The 21,101-nt window shown below is 71.1% G+C and carries 22 protein-coding genes; 21 read left to right on the forward strand and 1 reads right to left on the reverse strand.

Going from position 1 to position 21,101, the window contains the following annotated elements:
- Positions 1–206: 206 nt before the first annotated feature.
- The 20 genes from ABZ809_RS27745 to ABZ809_RS27840 all read left to right on the forward strand — a co-directional run bounded on the left by ABZ809_RS27745 (position 207) and on the right by ABZ809_RS27840 (position 17,626).
- The gene (locus ABZ809_RS27745; protein ID WP_357565550.1) at positions 207–755 is read left to right on the forward strand and encodes a sigma-70 family RNA polymerase sigma factor; all 549 of its coding nucleotides are present in this window, start codon (positions 207–209) and stop codon (positions 753–755) included.
- Positions 752–1,330, forward strand: coding sequence for a histone-like nucleoid-structuring protein Lsr2 (locus ABZ809_RS27750; protein WP_357565551.1), 579 nt, complete (start codon positions 752–754; stop codon positions 1,328–1,330). Before ABZ809_RS27745 ends, ABZ809_RS27750 begins: the two co-directional genes overlap by 4 nt.
- On the forward strand, positions 1,327–2,007 hold the full coding sequence (locus tag ABZ809_RS27755) for a GGDEF domain-containing protein (protein ID WP_357565552.1): 681 nt from the start codon (positions 1,327–1,329) through the stop codon (positions 2,005–2,007). Before ABZ809_RS27750 ends, ABZ809_RS27755 begins: the two co-directional genes overlap by 4 nt.
- Positions 2,004–2,492 carry a hypothetical protein gene (locus ABZ809_RS27760; protein ID WP_357565553.1) on the forward strand — a complete coding sequence of 163 codons (489 nt, stop codon included), beginning with the start codon at positions 2,004–2,006 and terminating at the stop codon, positions 2,490–2,492. The genes ABZ809_RS27755 and ABZ809_RS27760 overlap by 4 nt, the downstream gene beginning before the upstream one ends.
- Positions 2,492–2,980 (forward strand): hypothetical protein, encoded by a 489-nt coding sequence (locus ABZ809_RS27765; protein ID WP_357565554.1) that lies wholly within the window; start codon positions 2,492–2,494, stop codon positions 2,978–2,980. Before ABZ809_RS27760 ends, ABZ809_RS27765 begins: the two co-directional genes overlap by 1 nt.
- A complete protein-coding gene (locus tag ABZ809_RS27770) occupies positions 2,977–3,354 on the forward strand; it encodes an RRQRL motif-containing zinc-binding protein (protein ID WP_357565555.1) in 378 nt (125 codons plus the stop codon). The genes ABZ809_RS27765 and ABZ809_RS27770 overlap by 4 nt, the downstream gene beginning before the upstream one ends.
- On the forward strand, positions 3,351–4,712 hold the full coding sequence (locus tag ABZ809_RS27775; RefSeq protein ID WP_357565556.1) for a hypothetical protein: 1,362 nt from the start codon (positions 3,351–3,353) through the stop codon (positions 4,710–4,712). The genes ABZ809_RS27770 and ABZ809_RS27775 overlap by 4 nt, the downstream gene beginning before the upstream one ends.
- Before the next feature lie 106 nt (positions 4,713–4,818).
- Positions 4,819–6,423: a hypothetical protein gene (locus tag ABZ809_RS27780; protein ID WP_357565557.1), complete on the forward strand. Its 1,605-nt coding sequence runs from the start codon at positions 4,819–4,821 to the stop codon at positions 6,421–6,423.
- A gap of 98 nt (positions 6,424–6,521) precedes the next feature.
- Positions 6,522–8,741 (forward strand): hypothetical protein, encoded by a 2,220-nt coding sequence (locus ABZ809_RS27785; RefSeq protein ID WP_357565558.1) that lies wholly within the window; start codon positions 6,522–6,524, stop codon positions 8,739–8,741.
- A 117-nt stretch (positions 8,742–8,858) separates the two neighbouring features.
- Positions 8,859–9,515 (forward strand): hypothetical protein, encoded by a 657-nt coding sequence (locus ABZ809_RS27790; RefSeq protein WP_357565559.1) that lies wholly within the window; start codon positions 8,859–8,861, stop codon positions 9,513–9,515.
- Entirely contained in the window at positions 9,515–9,853 is a 339-nt protein-coding gene (locus ABZ809_RS27795; RefSeq protein ID WP_357565560.1) for a hypothetical protein, read from the forward strand. Before ABZ809_RS27790 ends, ABZ809_RS27795 begins: the two co-directional genes overlap by 1 nt.
- A 43-nt stretch (positions 9,854–9,896) precedes the next feature.
- Positions 9,897–10,559, forward strand: coding sequence for a hypothetical protein (locus ABZ809_RS27800; protein ID WP_357565561.1), 663 nt, complete (start codon positions 9,897–9,899; stop codon positions 10,557–10,559).
- A gap of 47 nt (positions 10,560–10,606) precedes the next feature.
- Positions 10,607–11,044, forward strand: a complete 438-nt coding sequence (locus tag ABZ809_RS27805) for a hypothetical protein (protein WP_357565562.1) — start codon at positions 10,607–10,609, stop codon at positions 11,042–11,044.
- A gap of 89 nt (positions 11,045–11,133) precedes the next feature.
- Complete coding sequence (locus ABZ809_RS27810) at positions 11,134–11,865, forward strand: Pycsar system effector family protein (protein ID WP_357565563.1); 732 nt, start codon at positions 11,134–11,136, stop codon at positions 11,863–11,865.
- Between the two features lie 5 nt (positions 11,866–11,870).
- Positions 11,871–12,131 (forward strand): hypothetical protein, encoded by a 261-nt coding sequence (locus ABZ809_RS27815; RefSeq protein WP_357565564.1) that lies wholly within the window; start codon positions 11,871–11,873, stop codon positions 12,129–12,131.
- Between the two features lie 871 nt (positions 12,132–13,002).
- On the forward strand, positions 13,003–14,679 hold the full coding sequence (locus tag ABZ809_RS27820; RefSeq protein ID WP_357565565.1) for a hypothetical protein: 1,677 nt from the start codon (positions 13,003–13,005) through the stop codon (positions 14,677–14,679).
- Positions 14,680–14,684: 5 nt separating this feature from the next.
- Positions 14,685–15,296: an AAA family ATPase gene (locus ABZ809_RS27825; RefSeq protein WP_357565566.1), complete on the forward strand. Its 612-nt coding sequence runs from the start codon at positions 14,685–14,687 to the stop codon at positions 15,294–15,296.
- A 70-nt stretch (positions 15,297–15,366) separates the two neighbouring features.
- Positions 15,367–15,693, forward strand: coding sequence for a hypothetical protein (locus tag ABZ809_RS27830; RefSeq protein WP_357565567.1), 327 nt, complete (start codon positions 15,367–15,369; stop codon positions 15,691–15,693).
- 659 nt (positions 15,694–16,352) lie between these two features.
- Positions 16,353–16,616, forward strand: coding sequence for a hypothetical protein (locus ABZ809_RS27835; protein ID WP_357565568.1), 264 nt, complete (start codon positions 16,353–16,355; stop codon positions 16,614–16,616).
- Positions 16,613–17,626 (forward strand): hypothetical protein, encoded by a 1,014-nt coding sequence (locus tag ABZ809_RS27840; protein ID WP_357565569.1) that lies wholly within the window; start codon positions 16,613–16,615, stop codon positions 17,624–17,626. The genes ABZ809_RS27835 and ABZ809_RS27840 overlap by 4 nt, the downstream gene beginning before the upstream one ends.
- A gap of 530 nt (positions 17,627–18,156) precedes the next feature.
- Here the strand turns inward: ABZ809_RS27840 and ABZ809_RS27845 are convergent.
- On the reverse strand, positions 18,157–19,416 hold the full coding sequence (locus tag ABZ809_RS27845; protein WP_357565570.1) for an SHOCT domain-containing protein: 1,260 nt from the start codon (positions 19,414–19,416) through the stop codon (positions 18,157–18,159).
- Between the two features lie 1,039 nt (positions 19,417–20,455).
- On the opposite strand from ABZ809_RS27845, the gene ABZ809_RS27850 reads away from it, so the two are divergent.
- Positions 20,456–20,719 (forward strand): DUF1883 domain-containing protein, encoded by a 264-nt coding sequence (locus ABZ809_RS27850; protein WP_357565571.1) that lies wholly within the window; start codon positions 20,456–20,458, stop codon positions 20,717–20,719.
- Positions 20,720–21,101 lie beyond the last annotated feature (382 nt).

The following is a 21,101-nucleotide window of genomic DNA, read 5'->3' on the forward strand; positions in this document are numbered from 1 at the left end:
CCATTGGCCCCATAAAGAGACCGCGGCGGATCGCACCCGCCGCGGTCATGGTCACGACGGATCGCACCCGTCGTGACCAATGCCCTGCGGATTGACGCCACAGGGCGACGGCATCTCTACCTGAGGAGGCTCAGATGCCTGCAACGAGAGTACGTGCTGCCCAAATTCATCCAGGGCAGGCCCAAGCAGCATCAACGACCAACGAGGTGTCGGCGCTGGTGGCGCGGGCGCAGGCCGGTGATGTGGAGGCGTTCGGTCTGGTCTACGACCGGTACGTCGACCAGGTGTTCCGGTCGATCTACCGGCGGGTCTCGGACCGGCAGGTCGCCGAGGACCTGACCTCGGAGACGTTCCTGCGGGCGCTGCGCAACTTGGCTAGCTTTAGGCGGCCGGGCGGCGACTTCGGCGCCTGGGTGGCCACGATCGCGCGGAACCTGGTGACCAACTACCAGTCGTCGCACCAGCGACGCGAGCGGCCGGTGGCGGAGCTGCGTGACGCGGCTCCGGTCGAGCAGGCCCCGACCCCGGAGGCCGCCGCGATGGCGAGCCTGACCCGGGACGCGGTCATGGCGGGGATCGAGCAGCTCAACCCGGACCAGCGGCGGTGCATCACGCTGCGGTACCTGCGAGAGATGTCGATCGAGGAGACCGCCCAGGTGCTGGGCAAGACCCCGGCGGCGGTCAAGTCGATGCAGCACAAGGCGCTGCGGGCGCTGCGCGGTCTGCTGTCGACGACGGCGGTGATGCCGGCATGACCACGATGACGCCACCGCTGAACAGCGCCGACCGGGCCGCCGCTGTGCGTGCTGCTCAGGGACAGACGGCTCCTGCACAGCGGATGCCGATGGGCATCCGGGTCACCAGGACCCCTGCCGCGCCGGCTCCGGCCGCTGCGGAGACCACCTCGGCCACGCCGGCGACCCCTCGGGGCGTGGAGGACGTGCTGCGTATCGCCGCTGGCAGCAGTGCCGCGCGGACCCGCCAGCTCGCCGAGCGGATCGGCCGCCTGGTGCAGGAGTTGACCGGGCGGGTCGAGGCGGAGGAGGCGACGCGCCAGGAGCGCGAGGCCGCCGAGCAGCGGCGCCGCGAGCTGGCCGAGGCCGCCGAGAAGCTGGCGAGTCAGCTCGCTGAGGTGCGGCAGGAGCTGCGGGCGACCGGCCGCGGCGATTCCGTGGACTCGCCGCCGCGTAACCGCCGCGAGGGCGCCGCCCAGCGGGCGGCGATGCGGCAGTGGGCCGTGGCCAACGGCTACGAGGTCAAGGACCGGGGTCGGATCTCACGCGAGATTTGCGAGGCGTACGCGGCGGCCACCCAGGAGGTGACCCGGTGAAGGCGCGCAAGATGCTGCTCCCGGCTGCTGCGGTGCTGTCGGTGGCTGGGCACGTGTGGGCGGTGCGGACGGTCCGGGCGGATCGTGCCCGGCTGGCTGAGGCTCACCGGGACGCGACGACCGACCCGCTGACCGGGCTGGCGAACCGTGCTGGGCTGGCGTCGGCGCTGGCCGATCTGGCCGGGGCGCCCTACGACGTGGCGATCGTGGACCTGGATGGGTTCAAGCAGGTCAACGACACGTTCGGGCACGACGCGGGTGACGCGGTGTTGGTCGAGGTCTCGGCCCGGCTGTCGGCCGCGATTGACGAGGTCGACGGTGCGGTGGTCGCGCGGCTCGGCGGTGACGAGATCGTGCTGGTCTGCCCGTCGCCGGTGCCGATCGCGGGGATGCTCGGCGGCGAGGTGGTCCGGGCCCTGGCCGCGCCGGTGGTGCTGCCGGGCGGGCGCGAGCTGATGGTGCGGGCCAGTGTCGGCGCGGTGTCGGCGATGGTCGGTGACGAGCCGTCGCGGGTGCTGCGCGCGGCTGATCTCGCGCTGTACGAGGCCAAGGCCAACGGCGGCGACCAGGTCGCCGAGTACGGCCGGGTGCTGGACCTGCCGGTAGTGGAGACGCGGCCGGTAGTGCGGCTGCGGGAGATGACCGAGACCGCCCGTGTGCTGGGGGGTGCGGCATGACGGTCCCGACTAAGGCTCTGGACCTGGCCGCCGCGCTGGCCAGCTACCGGACCAGCCTGCGTAAGGCGTCGGACATCGAGCTGGAGCACCGGGCGGCGTCGGTCGCGGCGCTGCCGGGCTGGTTCGCCGGCGAGCTGCGCCAGGCGATTAGCGACGAGCGTGAGTCCCGTCGGCTCGCGGATCGGCCGACGTCGGCGCGGATGCCAAAGGTCGCTGCCGGTGCGGTGGTCGCGGCTCCGATCGCGGTGGTCGCGGGCCGGCTGCTGGCCGAGCACGCCGAGCAGGTGCCGCAGGTCCTGCTCTACTCCCCGGTGGTCGCGGTCGGCCTGGTCGGCGCGGTGGTGGGTGGCGGCCGGCTGGGGCGATGGCTCGACAAGCGCCGTCACGGCCTGGCCGTCGACGTTGACGACGCCGACCTCAACCCCCTCGGTCGGGAGCTGCTCGCGCAGGTCCGGGCCCGCCGCGCGGTCGGTGGTGAGAGCTGATGCCGACGCTGCGTATCCCGACCCTGGCGGGTGTCAGCATCCGCGCGACCGGCCAGTCGAGCGTGGCCACTGACCAGCGCGGGACGGTGGTGTCGTACACCGGCCGCCTGATCCTCAACGGCCGTGAGGTGCTTTCGCCGGATCAGGTGCGCGCCGATTGGGCCGCGCGGGGCGAGACGGCCCTGCGGGAGGCGGACCGCACCGAGCACAGCGACCCGTCCGGGCACGCCTGGGCCAAGGGCGTGCGCGCGGCCTACGCGACGGCGGTGCAGATTCTCGACGCCTGGTTCGGCAAGTTCGCGGCGGAGGGGCTGCCGCTGACCGACATCGTCGCGGGCATCAAGGTTGCCCGGTCGGCGATGTTCGAGCAGGCGGGCGACGTCGACGACCTGGGGCGGCTGACCATATCGGCGGCCACGTCGACGCTGCTCACGCTGGCCGGGGACCTGGCCGTGACGGCCTCCTACGAGTGGGAGGTGTCGCGGTGAGCCGGATCCGTGCCGCGTTCTACGACCCGGAGGGCACCCGCTACGGCATCCCCACCTACTGGTGGCAGGGCGCGCCGGCCGGCTACGCCACGGTGCGTCAGTTGCGGGCGCAGGGACTGCGTCCGGGCGGTCAGCCGATCGCGGCGCAGGTGATGTGGCGCGGGGTGGGCGGCGAGCGTGTGGCCTACCTCTACAAGGTCGACAAGGCGGCGAAGAAGCGCACGGCCACGCTGGCGCAGCTCGCCGCGATCGGCAAGGCGCTGGTCGCCCGCCGGACCTGCCCGACCTGCCAGGTGGTGCGGCCCTACTACATCCCGCGCTCCCTCGGGGAGTGCCTGGAGTGCGCCGAGCCGGCGATGGGGGCAACCCGATGAATGCGAAGCTGCGCGACGCGGCGACGGTGGGGCCGTGGATCGCCATGGCCGCCGCGGTGATTCTCACGGCCAAGGGTGAGTTCGACCTGGCGGTGCTGGCCCACTTCCACGCGTCCATCGCGTGGATGTTCCCGGTGATGCTCGACGTGTACGTGATCACCGCGTTCCACCGTCGCCGGTGGAAGGACATGCTCGTCGGCATGCTGCTGATGATCTTCTGTCAGGTCGCGGTGCACCTTCTGCCGGTGTTCATCGACACCGAGGCCGGCGAGGAGGTGCCGTGGGGTCTGGTGGTGGCGGTCGCGTGCATTGCGCCGATCGTGGTCGTCCGCGTCAAGATCCTTACCGGTCGTACCGGAAAGGAAATCGAGGCCGAGGAAGAGGCGGCGCGACGGGCGGAAGATGTCCGGGCGGCGCAGGCGGAAACGGCCGCCGCGCGCCAGGCGCAGGCGGAAGCCGAGGCGAAGGCGCAGGCGGAAACGGCGCGGGCCGACGCGGAAACCGCCGCTCGTGCCGAGGCGGAAACCCGGGCGGCCGATGTGGAAACGCGGGCGCGCTCGGAGGCGGAAAAGCGGGCGGAAATCCAGGCCGCCACGGAGGCGGAAATCGCCGAGCACGAGCGGGCCGCCGTCGAGGCTCGTGAGGCCGTGCGGGTCGCCGAGCAGCGGGCCGCCGCCGCGATCGAGGCCGCGCGGGTGGCGGAGGGGCGGCTGGCCGAGGCACGCGACACCGCAGACCGCGCCGCTACCGCTCGGGCCCTGACCGAGCAGGCCACCGCCGAGCAGGTCCGAGCACTCACCGAGGCCGCTGACCAGGCCGAACGCGACCACCAGCACGCCCTGGCGGAGGCCCGCTACACCGGCCAGGCCGCCCAGGACCGGGCCGCCGAGCTGGACGAGACGGTGCGGGAGCTGCGGGCGCAGCTCGACCAGGCGCAGCGTTTCGCCGAGAGCCAGATGACCGCGCGGGCCCGCGCCGAGCAGGAGAGCCAGGCGATCACCGAGGCCCGCGAGGCTCTCGTCAACGAACTGGAGCGCACCCGCCGGGCCCTCGCCCGGGCGCAGGAGAAGGCGGAAATCGGCGGGGGTCGGCAGCCGGAAATCGTGCGGTCCACCGCCCGGAAATCTCTGGCCGCTGTGCCGGCGCAGTTGCCGGCCAACCTGCCCGAGGTGGAAACGGTGAAGCCGGAAAAGGTGGCGGCCGTGCTGATGGCCCGGGCGGAAAACCCGGACGCGACGCAGACCGCGCTGGCGGAGATCACCGGAATTTCCGACCGCACGATCCGCAAGGTCCTCAACGCCGTGCCGGCGGAAATCGTCGGCCAGGTCTTCGAACTCACCGGCGGTCGCGTCGCGTGACCGGGGGCCGGCCCGGTCTCCGGGTCGGGCCGGCCCGTGCAGCGCCTCATAACAGCTCATAACCGTGGGGCGTGAGCAGCCAAAACGCTTGATGGGAGGTAACGCGATGCAGACGGAGACGATGGCCGTGGCCCCGACGATCGAGGGTGAGGCGACCGAGACGGCGATGCCGGCTCCGGACCTGTCGGTGCTGGCCGAGCAGCCGCAGCCGGTGGAGCAGGGCAAGGACGACAAGGTCAAGCCGCAGGAGCTGACGGAGACGTCGCCGGCGTCGGTGGGCCTGGTGGTGGCGCTGGTGGTGGTGTCGATCGTCGCCGCCGTGGTGGTGGCGATGTGGATGGTGTCGCCGCTGATGGCGCTGCTGCTGGGTGTCGGGCTGATCGTGGTCGCGGTGCTGGCCGGCGCCGGCTGGCTGGCCTGGCGCAAGTACACCCGCCGGAGCAAGACCGGCAAGGACCGCTCGGGCCGCGACGGCTCCGCACGGGGCGACCGGCCCGGCAAGTCGCCCAACGGCCGGGGCAAGGGGGACAGCTGGTGGCCGTTCAGCCGCAACAAAACCCCTGGCGGCGGCAAAACCCCTGGTGGGGGCGGTAAGACCCCTGGCGGAAAGGCCCCCAAGGGCGGGACGACCCCCGGCGGCGGTGGAAAGCCGGCCGGCGCCAAGTCCGGGAGCTGGTGGCCGTTCGGCCGTGACAAGACCCCGGGCGCGGGCGGCAAAACCCCTGGCGGGAAGACCCCGAAGGCACCCAAGGGCGGAACGACTCCCGGCGGCGGTGGAAAGCCGGCTGGCGACGGTGGGAAGAAGCCCGGCGACAAGGGGCGGTGGCCGTTCGGCCGCACCAAGACCCCTGGCGACAGCAAGACCCCGGGCGGCGGCGGCAAGCCTCCGGCCAGCGGAAAGACCCCCGGCAGCGGCTCGAAGCCGACCAGCAGCGGCGGCGGCGCGAAGCCGACCAGCGAGGCGGGACGCAAGGCCAAGACGGCGGGCGGAGCGGCACTGCTGGGCCTGCTCGGGTTGGCCCGCGGCGCGAAGAACAAGAGCAAGAGCACGGACGACAAGGCGGCGGAGACCGACAAAACGGCCGGCAAGGACGAGCCGGCGGCGACGGCAAAGGCGCGGCCGGCGCCGGGTGGGCATCGGCCGGAGACGGTGATCGACGTCGACCTGGACGACATCACCGTGCCGGGCGGCCGGCCGAGCAGCTCATCGAGTGGCCCGTCGACGTCGTCGTTCCGTAAGCCGCCGCATGAGGCTGCGTTCTTTGACTCCGGTCCTACCGCTGGCAGCGAGTGGATGGACCGGCCTGCACCGATGCCGCTGCACAGCACCGCGCACCACCAGCACCAATCCCCTGTTTCCCACCACTTTGGAGGACCAGAGATGAGCACCACGACCGACATCGACCAGGACGCGATGCGGGTGGCGAACCGCTACGCCGAGATGGTCGAGAAGGCGCAGACGCTGACCGATCGGGCGCGGGCCTGCCGTGACGCCGCTGACCAGTACCGGCGTGACGCCCGGGCCAACCAGGAGTCGGCCGAGAACCACAAGCAGGCGTCTCGCACGATCCGTGACCCCAACGTGGCCCACGGGCACGCCGTGGCGGCGCGGGAGGCGGAGGCGGAGGCGGCGCGGGAGATCCTCGCGGCCCGCTACTACGAGGAGCAGGCCGAGGCGTACGAGGCGCAGGCCCGCTCCATCGGTCACTGACCGATCCACCGCGCGGGGGCCGCGCCGCACGTGGTGCGGCCCCCCACCCCTCCGGAACCGCAGGACCAGGCAAGACAGCAAGCGAAGGAGCAGCGTCCGTGACGAAGCGGCGAGCAGCAGGCATCGAGTGGAAGACGTTCTGGGCCGTGGTCGCGCCGTTCATCAGCGCGGTGTGGGTGGCGGTGTGGCTGGTCACCGGCTCGCCGGTGTGGATGGCGGGGCTGGCCACGGCTCTGCTGGCGGCGGCAGCCGCGTTCGGCGCCCGTCTGCTGGTGCGGATCAGCCCGATGTTCGCCCGGCTCAGCTCGGCGTCGAAGTCCCGGGTGGTGGGTTGGCTGGTGGCGGGGGTGACCGTCTACGCCGCCTGGTCGACGCTGGCGGTGTCGGTGCCGGAGATGTGGCCGGTGTGGGCCCTGGTCCTGCCGGCGCTGGGCGGCATTACGTGGGTGATGGCGCGGGCGCACGAGTACCTGCTGCGGTACGCGCCGCCGCCGGCCGCCCCGGCGCAGACGGCGCTGACCGCCACCGCCCACGCCAACCTTGCGCTGACCAGCGAGGATCTGACCGGCCCGCGTGAGGGTGAGCCGCACCTGGCGTGGCTGCTGCGCTTGGCGGTGCGCCGCGCCGGCCTGGAGTGGCTGCGCGTGTCCAACCCGCAGATGGTCGGCCCGGCGGACGCGCCGTTCGGCGCGAAGCTCGAAGCGTGGGCGCCGATCGAGCTGCGCCGCGTGGTTAACGGCAAGGTCCGCGTCGAGCAGGCCCCCCGCCTGGACGACCACGATGCCCGCCGCATCGCCTTGGCCCTGCGCGACATCACCCGCCGCGACATCGCCCCTGACTGGGTGTCCATCAGCGAGGACCCGGGCCGGGTCGGCGTCTACACGGTCCAGGCCAACACCGAGGACGTCATGAAGCGGATCCGCCCCTACCGCGAGCGCGTCGACGAGCTGGTCGACGCCGCCGGTCGGCCGATCTGGCGGCGCCTCGCCGATCCCTCGTACGCGCTGTGGGGCATGGACGGTATGCCGATCGGCGTGGACATGGGCCGGCACGGCTGGATCCTCGGCGCGTCGACCGGCGGCAAGTCCGCCTTCATCCACCGCGAGTGGGCCGACGTCACCCGCTGCGAGGACGCCCTGATCTGGGTCGCCGGCACCCGCAAGCTCTACGACCTGGTCGGACAGTGGCTGGAGCCCTACCTCGGCACCGATGTGCGCCCGCCGCTGGACTGGGTCCGCGCCGACGCCGAGGGCGTACTGCAGATGCTGATCGCCGCGATGGAGATCGCCCGCTGGCGCCAGGACCAGCCCTTCTCCGCCCGTCACGGCTTCAAGAAGATCCTCATCTACATCGACGAGGCCAGCTTCGCGCTGAACACCAAGAACAAGGTGCGCTACGACGGGGCGGAAGTCACCGCCGGGGACATGTACGCGGAGTGCACCAAGGCGGTCGCCTCTGCCGGGATCTACCTGGTCGCGGCCACCCAGCGCGGGGTGCACCACCAGTTCGGCGACGCCGGCGGCGACGCCAGTGCGAACATCGGCCGCGAGATCGTGCTCATGAGTGGCGACGAGCAGGAAGCCGGCCGGGTCACCGGCAACTACAAGCTGCCCCCGCTGCGCCACCGCGGCGAGTGCTACGCCCGCCTCGGCGACGGCGACCCGGTCCGCGCGAAGATCGAGTACGTCCAGACCTGCGACCCGTCCAAGCCGGTCCTGCACGACGGCCCGAAGGTCGACGAGATTTCGTGGAATCGCCGCTTCCACCAGCGTGAGCTGGACGCCGGGTCGGCGCAGGCCGCCGGCCCGATCTACGCCGGCCGCCACCAGCTCGTCACCGACGACTACCTGGCCGACCTGCGCAGCGCCCGCGCCCGCAGCAAGAAGCCGCAGGCCAGCACCCCGGAGCGCGACGCCGACAAGGCTATGTCCTCGGCCGTCGCCTCGATCTTCAGCAAGCTCGGCGGCAAGCCCCTCGCGTCGGCCGCCCCCACGCCGGCCGCCAGCGAGGCCCCGGCCGCCGAGCCGGTGGAGCCGACGCCCCTGGCCGGCTATCGCACCCGCGCCGACCGGGTCGAGGCGGCGGTGCGCCTGATCTGGCGCACCAAGAGCACGCCGGCCACGCCGAAGGACATCCTCGCCGTGCTGGTGGAGGGCGGCGACGACACCGCGACCCCGCAGTTGGTGTCCAACGCGCTGACGCAGTTGGGCCAGCAGGGGCGGGTCGTGCGCCCGCAGAACCCGGACGGGCGGCCGGTGACGGGGCAGTACCTGCCGCCCGAGGCCGCCACCACCACCGTCACGGCCAGTAACGCATAACTCCTCATAACCGTGGGGCCCCTCCCCCCGGTGAGGGGCCCCTATGCAGGGGCCGACCCCCCTCCCCCACGCCTGTTATGAGCCCGCCTGTTAGGTCACCGTCCGTATAGGAGACACATGTCCCGGGTCGCCGAGATCGAGTCCGAGATCCGCCGCCTGACGCGCCAGCGCGACGTCCAGCCGGCAGACACCCTCTACGCGCTGACCCACCAGCAGCGCATCGACGCGCTGTCGGTCGAGCTGATGGCGTGGCAGCTCGACCCGGTGCGGATGCGCGCCGCCGAGGACGCCATCCACGCCGCCGGCCGCCGCCGCCACCGCGCCCACACCGGCCGCCGCCGCTGGCCGGCCGTTGCCGGCGTGAGCGGTCTGCTCGGCGGCGTGGCCACCGCCGGGCACCTCGCCGCCAACGCTGGTGGCCCGCCGGCATTCGGCGGGGCGCTGCTCACCGCGGCGGCTGCCGCGCTCGCGCTGACCGCCGCCGAACGCGTCAGCGACGCCCGCGAGGTCGCCGCCGCCGAGGCCGACATGCACACCGCCCTCGACGAGTACACCGCCGTCGTGGCCAGCCACGCCCGCGCGATCACCCCGGTCCGCCCCCTCGCCATCCACCACCAGGAGACGTCATGCGCCAGCCCGCAGCTCCCGGCAACGAGCCGGCCCACCGCCATCAGCACGACTCCGGCCTCTGGCCACGCCGCTGCTGCGATCGCTGGCCACCCGCAGGCCGCGTCACGACCGTCGGCACCGTCCTCGCCGACCGCCGCCGCCTGATGCACACCGCCACCTACACCGCCTGGGTCCTACTCGCCCTGGCCGCCGTCGTCGCCGTGCACGCGCTGCTGCTGCCCGCCACCACCGCCTGGGCCAGCACCCACGGACTGTGGGGCTGGGCGCTGTGGACGAGCTGGGCCGCCGGCAGCCTCGCCGCCGTGGGTCAGGGCGTGCTCGCCCGCCGCCGCTCCCACATCGCCCTCTACGTCCTGCACGCCGCCGCCGTGACCGCCGTGCTGATGGGCATCGCCGCCCCCGGCGGATGGACCCAGGCGCTCACCGCGACCGCCGGCACCGCTGGCGCGTGGCTGGTCGCCATGCTCGCCGCCCGCCGCTGACCCAACCCACCAACCGACCGACCCACCGACGAAGGAGAACTACGTGCACACCCCCGACACCGACCCGCAGCACCTGCCCCCGCTCGACGACACCGCTGCCGCCCCCGCCCGTCAGCGGTTGGCGGCCTGGTGGCGCACCGCCCGCACCTCCCGCGCCGTGCGAGCCGTGCGCGAGTGGTGGCCGATCGTCGTGGCCGCGCTGATCGCCCTGACCGTCGCCGGTGGACTGCTGTGGCTGCTGTGGGTCGTCATCGCCGGCATGCTCACCGCACTCGGCGGAATCGTCACCGCCACCGGCGAGGCCGTCCCCACCCTCGGGTCCTGGATCACCGACGGGCCGATCACCGGCTCGATCTCCGACCCGGTGCGCGCCTACCTCGACGCCCACACCATCGGCCTGCCCGCCACCGGCCGCGACGCCTGGATCGCCTGGCTCGTCGCCGTCTGCGTCCTTTACACCGCCGCCCTGTTCGGCTCCACCTACGGCCGCATCGGCTGGGCCGCGATCGGCGCCCTGACCGGCGTGGCCGTCTACGTCGGCGCACCGGCCGGCACCGGCCCGGCCGCCGCCGGCCTGACCGCCGTGGTGTGGCTGACCCTGTCCCTGCTCGCCTACGCCGGCCCCATCGCCGGCAGCGCCGTCGCCGCGATGGTCGACGACCTCATCGACGCCCGCCACAAGCCCCGCACCAGCGACGCGTCCTGACCACGCCCCCAATTCCGCCCGTCGATAGCACCCACTGAGGAGGAACCATGACCACCACGACCACCCCCGCCGCCGCGCCGACCACCACCGCGGTGCGGCTGTACGTGAGCGACAACGACGCCGAGAGCCCCCGCACCGTCGAGCGGGTCGTGACCGGCTGGCCGGTCGCGCCCGGCCTGGCCGTCAACGTCACCCTCGACGACGACGGACAGCGCCTCGACGGCCGCTACAGCCTCACCCACCTGCCCAGCGGCAAAGCCATCGCCCAGAAGGTGTGTGCCCGCCACGTCGACCAGGCCGCCGTCGCCGCGATCGCCACCGGCGTCGACTGGACCGACGACGCCGATCAGATCCTCGCCGACGAGCGCACCACCCCGCTGCGCCCCGGCCTCGCCGTATGGGACTGGTGCGGCTACGACGACGCCTGCCGCCCTGAGACGTACCCGCGCCCCGACTCCCCCACCTACGTCTCGACCAGCCGATAACGCCGCGCGGGCGGCCCCCACGCCTCCTACAGCTCGGGGCCGCCCGCCACCCCACCCAGCCCGCATCGAGCTAGAGGAGCACCCTCATCGTGCCTGACCCCGGAGATCCGACCTACCTCGGCGTCGCGTACGCCAGCACCTACGACCCGCGCGCCGCGCGCCGCCACTTCCAGATCCCGACCGCTGGGGCGCACGCCGTGCTGGTCGAGATCTCCACCAGCCTGGCCAACAGCACCTCGCGCTGCACTGGCTGCGGCACCACCGACGCGGACTTCTCCGAGTTGGAGATCCTCGCCCGCGCCGGGGCGCACGCCTCCGCCTGCGGGCGGGGCACCGTCACCGCCGGCCTGGACGCCGAGATCGCCGCCGTACGCGCCGAGCTGCACCGGGTCGACCCCAAGGCGTCGGGCTACCTCCAGATGGCCGGTGTGCTGCTCGGCGCCGGCCTGGCCGTGCTCGGCGGCGCCGGAGCCGGCGGCCACCTGCCCACCGCCGCCCTCACCGTCGGGGTGGTCACCGCCGTGGTGGTGCTGATCGCCGTGGTGCTGCTGCTGACCGCCTCCCGTCCGCGCCTGGGCCGCGACACCGGGTTCCCCGTCTACGCCGACGCGGACACCCCCACCGACGTTCTCGCTCGCTTCGCCGCTGGCGACGCCGAGCAGGTCGCGCAGATGACCCCGCTGAGCCGCGCCCGCGAGCTGTGGTGGCTCTCGCGCCTCGTTCGCGCCAAGTACCAGGCCATCTCCCGCGCGGTGCCGCTGTTGCTGGCCGGGTACGCCGGCGCCGCCATCACCGTCGCCCTGGCGATCTGGGCCCGGTGAGCGCCATGACCGACCGCCCGTTCGAGCTGCTCGTGCTCGGCACCACCGACGAGTACCGCCTCGACGTCGTCACCGACCCCGAGCCCGACACCCCGCAGGCCGTCACCTACTTCACCGCCACCGCCACCGACCTCGACGCCGCGTGCCGCCAGGCGCAGCGGCTGCTCGACGCCGTTGACGGCCCGGCCGATCGCTACGGCGAGCTGTACGCCCACGACGGAGTCGGTACCGCCCTCTACTGCGACACCATTCATCGGCCCGAGTGACCATTCAACGTGCCCGAATAGGCGGCCCGAATCGTCGGGCCGCCTATTCGGCTACCTGTAGTCGCAATTTTCTGCCCCTGGAGGACGCCGGAGTCATCCTGGTATGTCCAGATTTGGGACGCGATTCCACACAGGACTGTTCGAGATCGCTGATTTCGCGGCGTGTTGGGGTCACGGTACGAGTAAAGGTCGCCGTAAGATCCACGGGTTACAGCCAGACTCTGATCTTGAGGGAGCGCCCGCGCTCAACCCCTAACTCCACAAAAAAACAGAGCCCCAAACCCCTCTCGTTTGGCCGCGGTGAGGGTTTGAGGCTCTTCACAAGCTCGGAGGACACCATAGCACCCACCTCCGGGCTGGGTGCACTCTTGTCTCTCGACACCTTTTCCGCGTGTCGCGGCGACGCCTGTGCCCGCCCAGTCCCCTCGCTTGTCGCTGCCGCAATCGCAGGAGATCACCCTGGCTCAGGACGCACACCTGACTGGTCTGCGGCGGTGCCGCGATGACCACGGCATCGCACCTGAACGCGTTGACCGCCGACCGGGTGGTCGCGACCGGGCACTGCCCGGTCTGCGCCGCTGTTGGCCGGACGGTATTGGCTGCTCCTGGTCGTGATCGGTGCACGGTGCACCTGGCCCGGCCCACTCTGTTGGTGGAGACGACCCGCACTGGGCAGGCCCGGCTGGTTGCTCCGGCGGGTGCTCGTCGGCGGCCGGTGTATCCGACAGGTGTGCAGACGCCGTGTGTGTCCTGCGCCAGTGCGGGCCGGGATACGCAGGGCCTGCCGCGTGACGGCGCTGGGTCGGATCCGCTGTGCATCCCGTGCTGGCGCAGCCGCACGGAGCGGGAGCAGCGCCGCCAGGCAGCCGAGATGCGCGCCGCCGTGCTCGACGACGTCGATGAGGGCTGTGCGGCGTGTGGTGAGTGGGAGCCGTCGCCGGCGTGCTGGCTGTGTGGCTACTCGTGGCTGGCCGCCATCCGCGAGCAGTTCGCCCAGGAGCAGGAGGCCGAGCAGGCCACCGCGGTCGCCGTCGTCGAGGCGGAGCGGGCCGCGGTGGCGGCGCGCTTCGGGCAGCTCGTGGAGGTCACTGAGGCTGAGGATCGGGTGGCGGAGCTGACCGCGTGGGTGCAGCGGCTGCGGGAGGTCATCGAGGCGTTTGCTGGCGGCCGTCGCCGTGGCCATGCGGTGGTGCACCTGGCCGATCTGCTGGCCCGCCAGGATGCGACGAGGGGGTCGCGACGTGGTCGTCCGTCGGTGCTGGCCCGCGTCGCGGGCGTGCTGGCTGTGGACGCCAACGCCCGGATCACCCGGCCGGGTCGGCTGCGTACCGCCGAGCTGGCCGGCTGCCAGCCGCGCACGGTCACCGGCTGCTGGGCCCGCGCCGAGGCCCTGGAGTGGATGGAGCGCACTGTCCAGGGCGGCAAGCTGTCGCTGGAGGAACGGACCCGGCTGGGCCGCACGTACGACCGGGCGGAGTTCGACCTGGCGCCCCTGGGTGGCCGGGAGCGTGCCGTGGCGCGGGAGCCGTACCTGCCGGTGGCGCTGCTGGTCATCGAAGGGCTGCTCGCGCACGCCGTGGCGCTGCTGGAGGCCGCCCAGGACGACGTCGATGCGCTGCACACCCGTACCGGCGCGGTGATGGACATGGCCGCCATGGCGCGGCGTGCCCAGCTGCGCCAGGCTGTGGCCACCGCCCGGGCCACCGCCATCGAGGGCGCCGAGGACCTCGCTCGACACGCGCTGAATATCTGCCACCCCCGCGCAGCGTCTCAAGGTATGAGCGTTTACTCCTGGCTCGTGTTTCGGGGTGAAACTCCTCCCTCGATCACTCACCCTCGGTCGGTGGGGCCGAGTCGGGGGGGGAAACGCGCTTCGCGCTCATCACCGACAACCGAGGGGCGGCAAGGGTCACGATCCGTACGGCGTCCTAGGCCGATCGAGGGGGCGTGTGGAGCGTCACAACGGTCCCGGCCTGCTCCGAAGTGGTCCGGGTGGGCGTACGACCTGGCACGGGCCGCACAGCGGGCGTTCGAGTGGCTGCAAGCGGCGCCCACGCCCCGGGTGGCAGCGACCCTCGGGGCCCGGCTGGGTCCGGACTGGACGATGCCCGTGCTGCTCGACTGGATCGGGCAGTCCCGGGGCGGCCGGGAGCTGCTCGACTTGCCGGACCGGCCGCTGGGCTACCTGCGCCGCCTGCTCGACGACTCGCTGACCGGCGACGCCGAGCCGCCGCACCCCGCCCGCCGCTTCGACGAGCACCGCGCCCAGGTCGCCGCCGACCACCGCCGCGAGGTCGTTGAGCAGGCCACGGTGGCGGCCGACGCGATGGCCACCCACCGCGTCGGCTGGGACGAGCGAGACCAGGCCGCCACCCGGCCCGGGCAGCGCAGCCCAGCCGCTGAAGCCGCGCTCGCCGGCATCCGCGCCAGCACCTCTGGACGCCTGCGCCGCACCGACCGCACCGCTCTGCTCGGCAACAAAGCCGACAGCGACTGGCCGCAGACGGCTCAGCCGGGCAGCGGCCTCCCCGTGGACCGACACCGGTAACCCGAGTGCCCCCACACGGCGGCCGCCGCCGGCCAGCGCCCAGGCCGCAGAGGCCCGCGCCGAACACCTGCTCGTGGGCCGCCGCCCACTACCGGCCGCACCAGGTCTACAGCCTCGACTGGCTACGCGCCGTGGTGTCCGACGACGAGTGCGACCAGGACGCCACCGCCGACGCGCTTACCCTGCTCACCGCGATTCTGCACACCCGCCTGGCCCGCCGGCTGACCACCGTTGTCGACGCCACCAGCAGCAGCGTCGCCAACCGGGCGTGGCTGCTCGCGCTCGCCGCCGAGCACGGGGTGCCCGCCGTCGCTGTCGTCGTGACCGCTCCCCTGGACGTGTGTCTGGCGCGGCAGGCCGCCCGACCCGGACCCGCGCCGGGCCGCCGGTGGGGACGTGCCGTGCCAATCACCTACGTCGACAATCACCCTCTCGATCGGCCGCGTACCTGTGGCTGTGGGTGCGGCGGAGTGGTCGCCGGAGCCCGACAGTTCCTCCCCGGCCACGATCAGCGCGCCATCCACGAGCGGATTTCTGAGCAGTGGGGCAGCGCCATGGGCTTCATCCGCTGGTTCGACGACACCTACCGCCAGCCCGCCGAACGCCCGCAGGGCTAACAACCCCTGCGGGCTGTCACCGCCGCCACCTGGAGCGACTGGCCACCCCTACCCCGAGGAGGAAAGACGCATGGGTTGGATCAACAGAGCGATCGGCACTGGCCGGAATCTCAACCGTGTCGAGACCGAGCTGGCCAGCATGGGCCCGAGGGATCCCCGCCGGACCAAGCTCAGTAAGGAGGCCGCTTGCCTGCAGCAACGGCAGATCACCGAGATCTCTCGGGCCCTGCGCAACGGCGCGGACGAGCAGACCGTCCGCTTCGCCTTGCACCTGCATGGGCAGGGCGCGGACCGTGCCGACAGCCGGGGCCGCCCCACCCCCGCCCAGGAACTCCAGCAGATGATCGACCGCCACGGCATCGAGACCGTCACCGAGGCCCTGAACCGCAGAGACTGACGCCGACGCGCGCCAGGCACGTTCCCGCCGCCTCAACCTCGAACTCCAGCCATGACCCCGAACGGCGGCTGCCGTACTAACGTCAATTTCAGCGTGAATCCTCCTTACCCGTGGTCGCGTCGAGTCTTCGGTCGGGGCGCCGCTTCGGGGCGCCCCGACCATGTAGCCCTCTTGTAGCCAGCAAGAGTTCCTTCCGAAGCCGCCTACACCCGTCGGCCCCTTCAGAAGATCAACCAGGTCGCGCGATCAGTCCCGACTGGAGCATGTCCTGGTTCAGGAGGTCAGTCAACCCTCTGAGCTGCGGATACACCAGAACCGTGACGGTTCTCCGATTAATCGCGCGGCCGTTGCGGCGATCGAAGCAGGTAAAGCACGTGGCTGGCCGGCAAACTGCGATCAATCGTGATCTAATCGCCACGATCATCTTATTTAGCTGCCGATAAAATCGGCGTCTGACGCGTTGGTCGAGCGGCAGTACCGAATCTATTCGCGATTGATTGGGGCGCGACAAGGCATCCGGGCGAGTGGCAGTATCTGATTACGCCCCGCTGTCAAGTGGCCTAGCCAGCCTCTTGGGGCATTACCGCCTACACCCGTTTGTGGCCGCACTACCCCGTTCCGGGGCGGGTGGCCACCCTGCTCCGGTAGGAGAGGCCCCCATGTCCATGTCCCCGCATCCCCGCAGCGGCCGTACGGGTCGCCGTCCCTGGCTGGCCGTTGTCATCTTCGCTTTGGTGCTGGCCTACCCGGTGGTCCTGTTGGCCTTCGACCTGCCCGCCGAGGTCGTGTTCTCCAGCGCGCCGGCCGTGGTCTACCTGGCCATCGCCGCCGCCGGGCAGATCAACACCGCGTCGGCCCACCACGCGCCCACTGCCGCAGGCCAGGATGCCGCCGTCACCACCGAGAACGGGCCGTCGCGATGACCAGACCCGGCCAGAAAGAACATGCCATCCCTGATGACGCCCCAGCCAAACCTCTCGCGGAGTACCTGAGGAAGCTGCGTCACTCGCTTGGCACACCCAGCTGGAACGAAATTGGCAATATTGCCAACATCTCTGGGAACACGCTGTCAGTTCTTGCCCAAGGCAAGAAGCGTAAAGACTGGGTCTCCTACGAGATCCTCCTCAAGGGCATCCGCGGCTACGCGGAAGAACACGGGATTGGCATCGACAAAGAGATGCGGCCCTACGCCCAGCAGATTGGATTGGATCCCAGCAGCCTCCCGACCATCGAGCAGCAGGCCAAAGCGGTGTGGGAACGGCTGGACCACCAAGGAGCCGTGCCGGACGACTCCTCAGCCACCCCACCCCAAGACGCCGACCAGCCCGCCGTGGTGGCCATACCGTTGGCCGTGCCGGACGACTCCTCAGTCACCACCCCACCCCAAGACGCAACTGAACATTCTTCCGAAAACGGCTCCAATTGGACCATTAGGGCTCTCGTAGCTGCTCTCGCCGTTATTTTTGTCTGCCTCGTTGGGTGGGCGATGTATCACTGGCTTCCCATAGGGATGACTTACAAAGCCGGTGACCAGCCCAAACGGGGCGAGCCGTTGACAAGTTGCGGCAGCCGCTCTTGCCCCGATTCCTACTGGTGGGAGTTCAACAACAACGCCACCACCTTCACCACTGTCCTGCAGCCGGTCCAGAGAATTCCGCCCTTCTCACCCCGCCGAGCGATCCTGGGGGACCTCGTCCTCCAAGGCGTCGACCAGCGCTGCAATGCCCAGATACGGTGGATCCTGCGCGCCGACGGCGTAGAGCTAGGCCACGGCATACTGGCGAAGGACAACCACGTACACGAAACCGAATACACAAGTACAGCCCCGATTCGGCAGCTGGAGCTGCACCTTGAGCGCACCGACACCGACCCTTGTAAGCCCGTCGTGGAATGGCGGGGTCTGCTTGCTGTCGAGTCGCTGCCAAGCAGCTGATCAGAACACTGCCGCGACGACCCGTCCGCCGGAGGGAGCCGGACCCAACGCGGTTGCTGAAAGACGTGTCGACAGCCGCCACAGTCCGGCCGCGCTGTGCCCGCCTGGTGCTCGTCAACGAGCACCAGGCGGGCACAGCGCGTGGAGCCTGGATCGTCATCTCGTCATGGACCAGCGCCGGCCGCCGAGAGCTCGTCGACGAACACCAAGACGATGACACCGGTCAGTTACCGAACGGATCCGGCGGGACGTCGTCGACCAGGACGACGCGTGGTTGCCGACCGGCCGCAGGGGTACACCCGGGTGCGGCCCTCCTCGGGATACGCCAGCTGGCTGGAGTCCGAGGCCGCCAGCCTCGCCTTCCTCTACCGGCGCCATCGAGCGGCCTGAACGGCGACCACTGAGGTCCCCGGCCGGCTGTGCTGCAGCCGGCCGGGCACCCAGCATGTCTCCGCCACGCGGAGTTGGTTGACCTGATCAACGTCGACCGGCTGGCAGGGCGAAGGTTCCGGCGCGCAAGACCGTGTGGCCTACAACTCCCCAAGGATGCGTTCGCGTTGCTCGGCGTACTCGCTGTCGCTGATCAGGCCGTCGCGGTAGATCGCGGCGAGCTGCCGCAAGCGTTCGGCGATTGGACTGGGCGGTGTCGGGCCGTTGTGCGGGTATGTGGAGCGGTTGTCGGGATCCGACCCGACACCTTCGTCGCGGCCAGGCCGAGTAGTCGCGGGGTCGACGGTGCCGGCGATGCTCCAGAAGCACTCGTCGAGGGCGGTGGCGTTACTGGCGGCGGCGCTGAGGTGCCGCAGGGTCTCCGGTACGCAGTCCAGCACGGTGGCCAGGCGGGTGGCGTGGGCGGCGGTGGGGACCAGGCGGCCGGCGAGGATGTCCATGGTCACGGTGACGGCGATGTCCGCGCGGCTGGCGAGCTCGGTAGGAGACGCGCCGAGGACCTCGGCGTAGGCACATAGGTAACGGGCCAGGGCCCGTCTCGCCGGTGGCGCCTGACGGTCGATGGAGGCCACCAGGAGCCCGAAGTGGATCCGGCGTCGAGCTACAGGCGGCTCTGGCAGGTCGATTACGGGCTTGCCGCGCAGGGTGGGTGCGGCGATGAACTCCAGGTAGGCGCACTGGCGGGCGTAGTCCTCTCGCAGCGTGGCGACCTCTGCGGCGATGGCCTTGATCCGCAGCAACTCGTCGCGCGTCTGATGGAACTGCGCTTCGAGTTGGTTAGCACGTCGCACCTCGTGATTGCGGCTGTTCTCCGATGCCCGCAGGTTGTCGATGTGACGGGCGGTCTCGTCGCGGAGACGGTCCTGCAAGCGGGCGAGCTTGCGTTGCAGGACCGGCACGGCCGGCTCGCTCTCGGGCACGTTGTCCTGACCCGGTTTGCCCTGCGGACGGCTGACCGGGCCGTTGTAGCCGTGAGGTCGGTGCCCGCGCGCGCACTCGTACCAACCCGCCGCGACAGCCCGGATACTGGCGATGTCGCAGCTGTCCGGCAGGCATCCGATGATCAGCTCGGTCATTTCCCACGTCGGGCCGAGACGGTAGCGGCTGAGCTGCTCGGACAGCTTTTGCCGATTCAGGCCTGGGAAGTCCAGACGACGCTTGCGCGCGTTGCGGATGATCGCCGACTGCCCGCCGATGCCTAGGTAGTCGTCGATGAGGCTGCGCACGTACAGGGTGTATTCGGCGGCGTCCGGGTTGGCGCACCGACGCCGGATCGTGGCTTCGTCGACGGCGTATGGGCGGGTGTTGCGCGGCGGCGGGCGGCGGGCGGCGGTACTCATGCGAGTCGTCCTTGATGCACGAGAGGTGGCCCGGCAACGGCGATGTTGTCGGGAGTCTGCCGGGTTCTCTTTCCCGACATTAGGGACGCCGGGGAGAGTTGCCGGTGCCGATCAGTGCTGACTGCCTGGTCGGTCAGGGTGCTCCGCGCGAGTCGGTTGGCCGCCTGATCAGCGCGGGGCACCCGCCATCTATACATGATGCGAGGAGACGGTGACAGAGTGCAGTACCTGAACAGGTTGTGGCGCGCAACGACGGTCATTAGCGCACTGGTTGTGTGTCCTTACACCCTCGGCTCCCGCAGGAAGGATCGCCCAGCTCAGCCCCGCCGACACCAGCCCCGGCATCGCCGTCCACGACGTTGGACGAGACGTCCACGCCCGTGGACGCCCCGCTGATTTGTCCACAAGATGGGACACGCAGAGGTCGGCGGAGGCCCGGTAAACACGCGAACCCGTAAGACGTGCGAATCCTCGGCGGCGTGCCATTCGCCGGAGTGAGAGCGCGGCCGACCAGGACAGTGCCGCCTGTCGGCAGAATGTCGGAGATCACCGCACACCCTTGCCGACATCACGCGCGCCTCGGAAGAGTTGCCGCGCGCCGACCGGACCGTCCCGCAGGGCCAACTGCTGGACGGGCCGGTAGGCCCAGGTGCTCCACGCGACTCAGATGGCCGCCCGAGCCGCGTGGGGCCACCTCCACTGCGTCGGATCAGCGCCGCTATGTCAGCCGACCCGCCCCCTGACAGACACCAGTCCGCCGGCGGGAGCATCTGACTGCCGGGGCCTCACCCTCCCTTCGCGCGGGGCTTCGGTCGCCCTCAGTCCGATCCGCCCCGAGCAGCCGCCGACGAACCCAGAAAACTGGCACACAGTGCAGGTCGCCGGCCGTTTGACGGGTCCGCAACCTCGCCCGCGAAAGCCAGACAGCCTCCTGGAAGGAGGGCTCCCTCCTCTCTCCCCCAGCAGCCGCTCGCAGGTCGCGGATGCTTGCCCACCAGCAGGCTTCCTACCGCGCGTGGCCATCGGTTACACATAGCGTGTGAAACACCTCTACTGGAACCTCGGTACGTACGCGGGCGGCGCCGTGTTCGAGGTGGAGCTTCGTGGCTCGACCGCCCGCGTCTGCCTGATGGACGGCGACGAGTACCAGGCGTACCTCGACGGCGACGAGTACGAGTTCTTCGGCGGCTTCTACGACGTCACCCCTGTGATCCTGGAGGTGCCCTACGACGACGACTGGTGGCTCGTCGTCGACAGCAACCCCGACCCTCTCAGGGTCACGTGGAGCCAGGTCTTCGACTGATCGCGTCGACGAGCACTTCCGTCACGTCGTCAGGCGATCAACTGTGGCCGCAGTTCCCACTCGCAGGTCGCACCAGCATGGCCTCTTTAGAGGGACACACCCCCTTGCATTCTCGGCCGCGCACAACGTCAGTGACGCGACCACGGCCCCCCGACGTCGACGTTGTCGACGGCCCGGCGCTGCCGGAGCAACTTGGAACAAAAGGCTGACTTTTCGTCGAGCGAGGCCGTGTCGGACGCTCAGCGGCGCTGGCCGCGGTCGTGTGTCCGGCGTCCGCCGCGCCGCCCCTTCGGGACGGCCCACCACGCCGCCGCGTGCCAGGACGGTCGTCCGCAGGCGACCAAGCACGCTGGATCGCTCACGGATGACCGGCGCGCGAGGC

Origin of the sequence: Micromonospora sp. NPDC047074 (assembly GCF_040643815.1) — a bacterium.
Taxonomy (GTDB): Bacteria; Actinomycetota; Actinomycetes; order Mycobacteriales; family Micromonosporaceae; genus Micromonospora.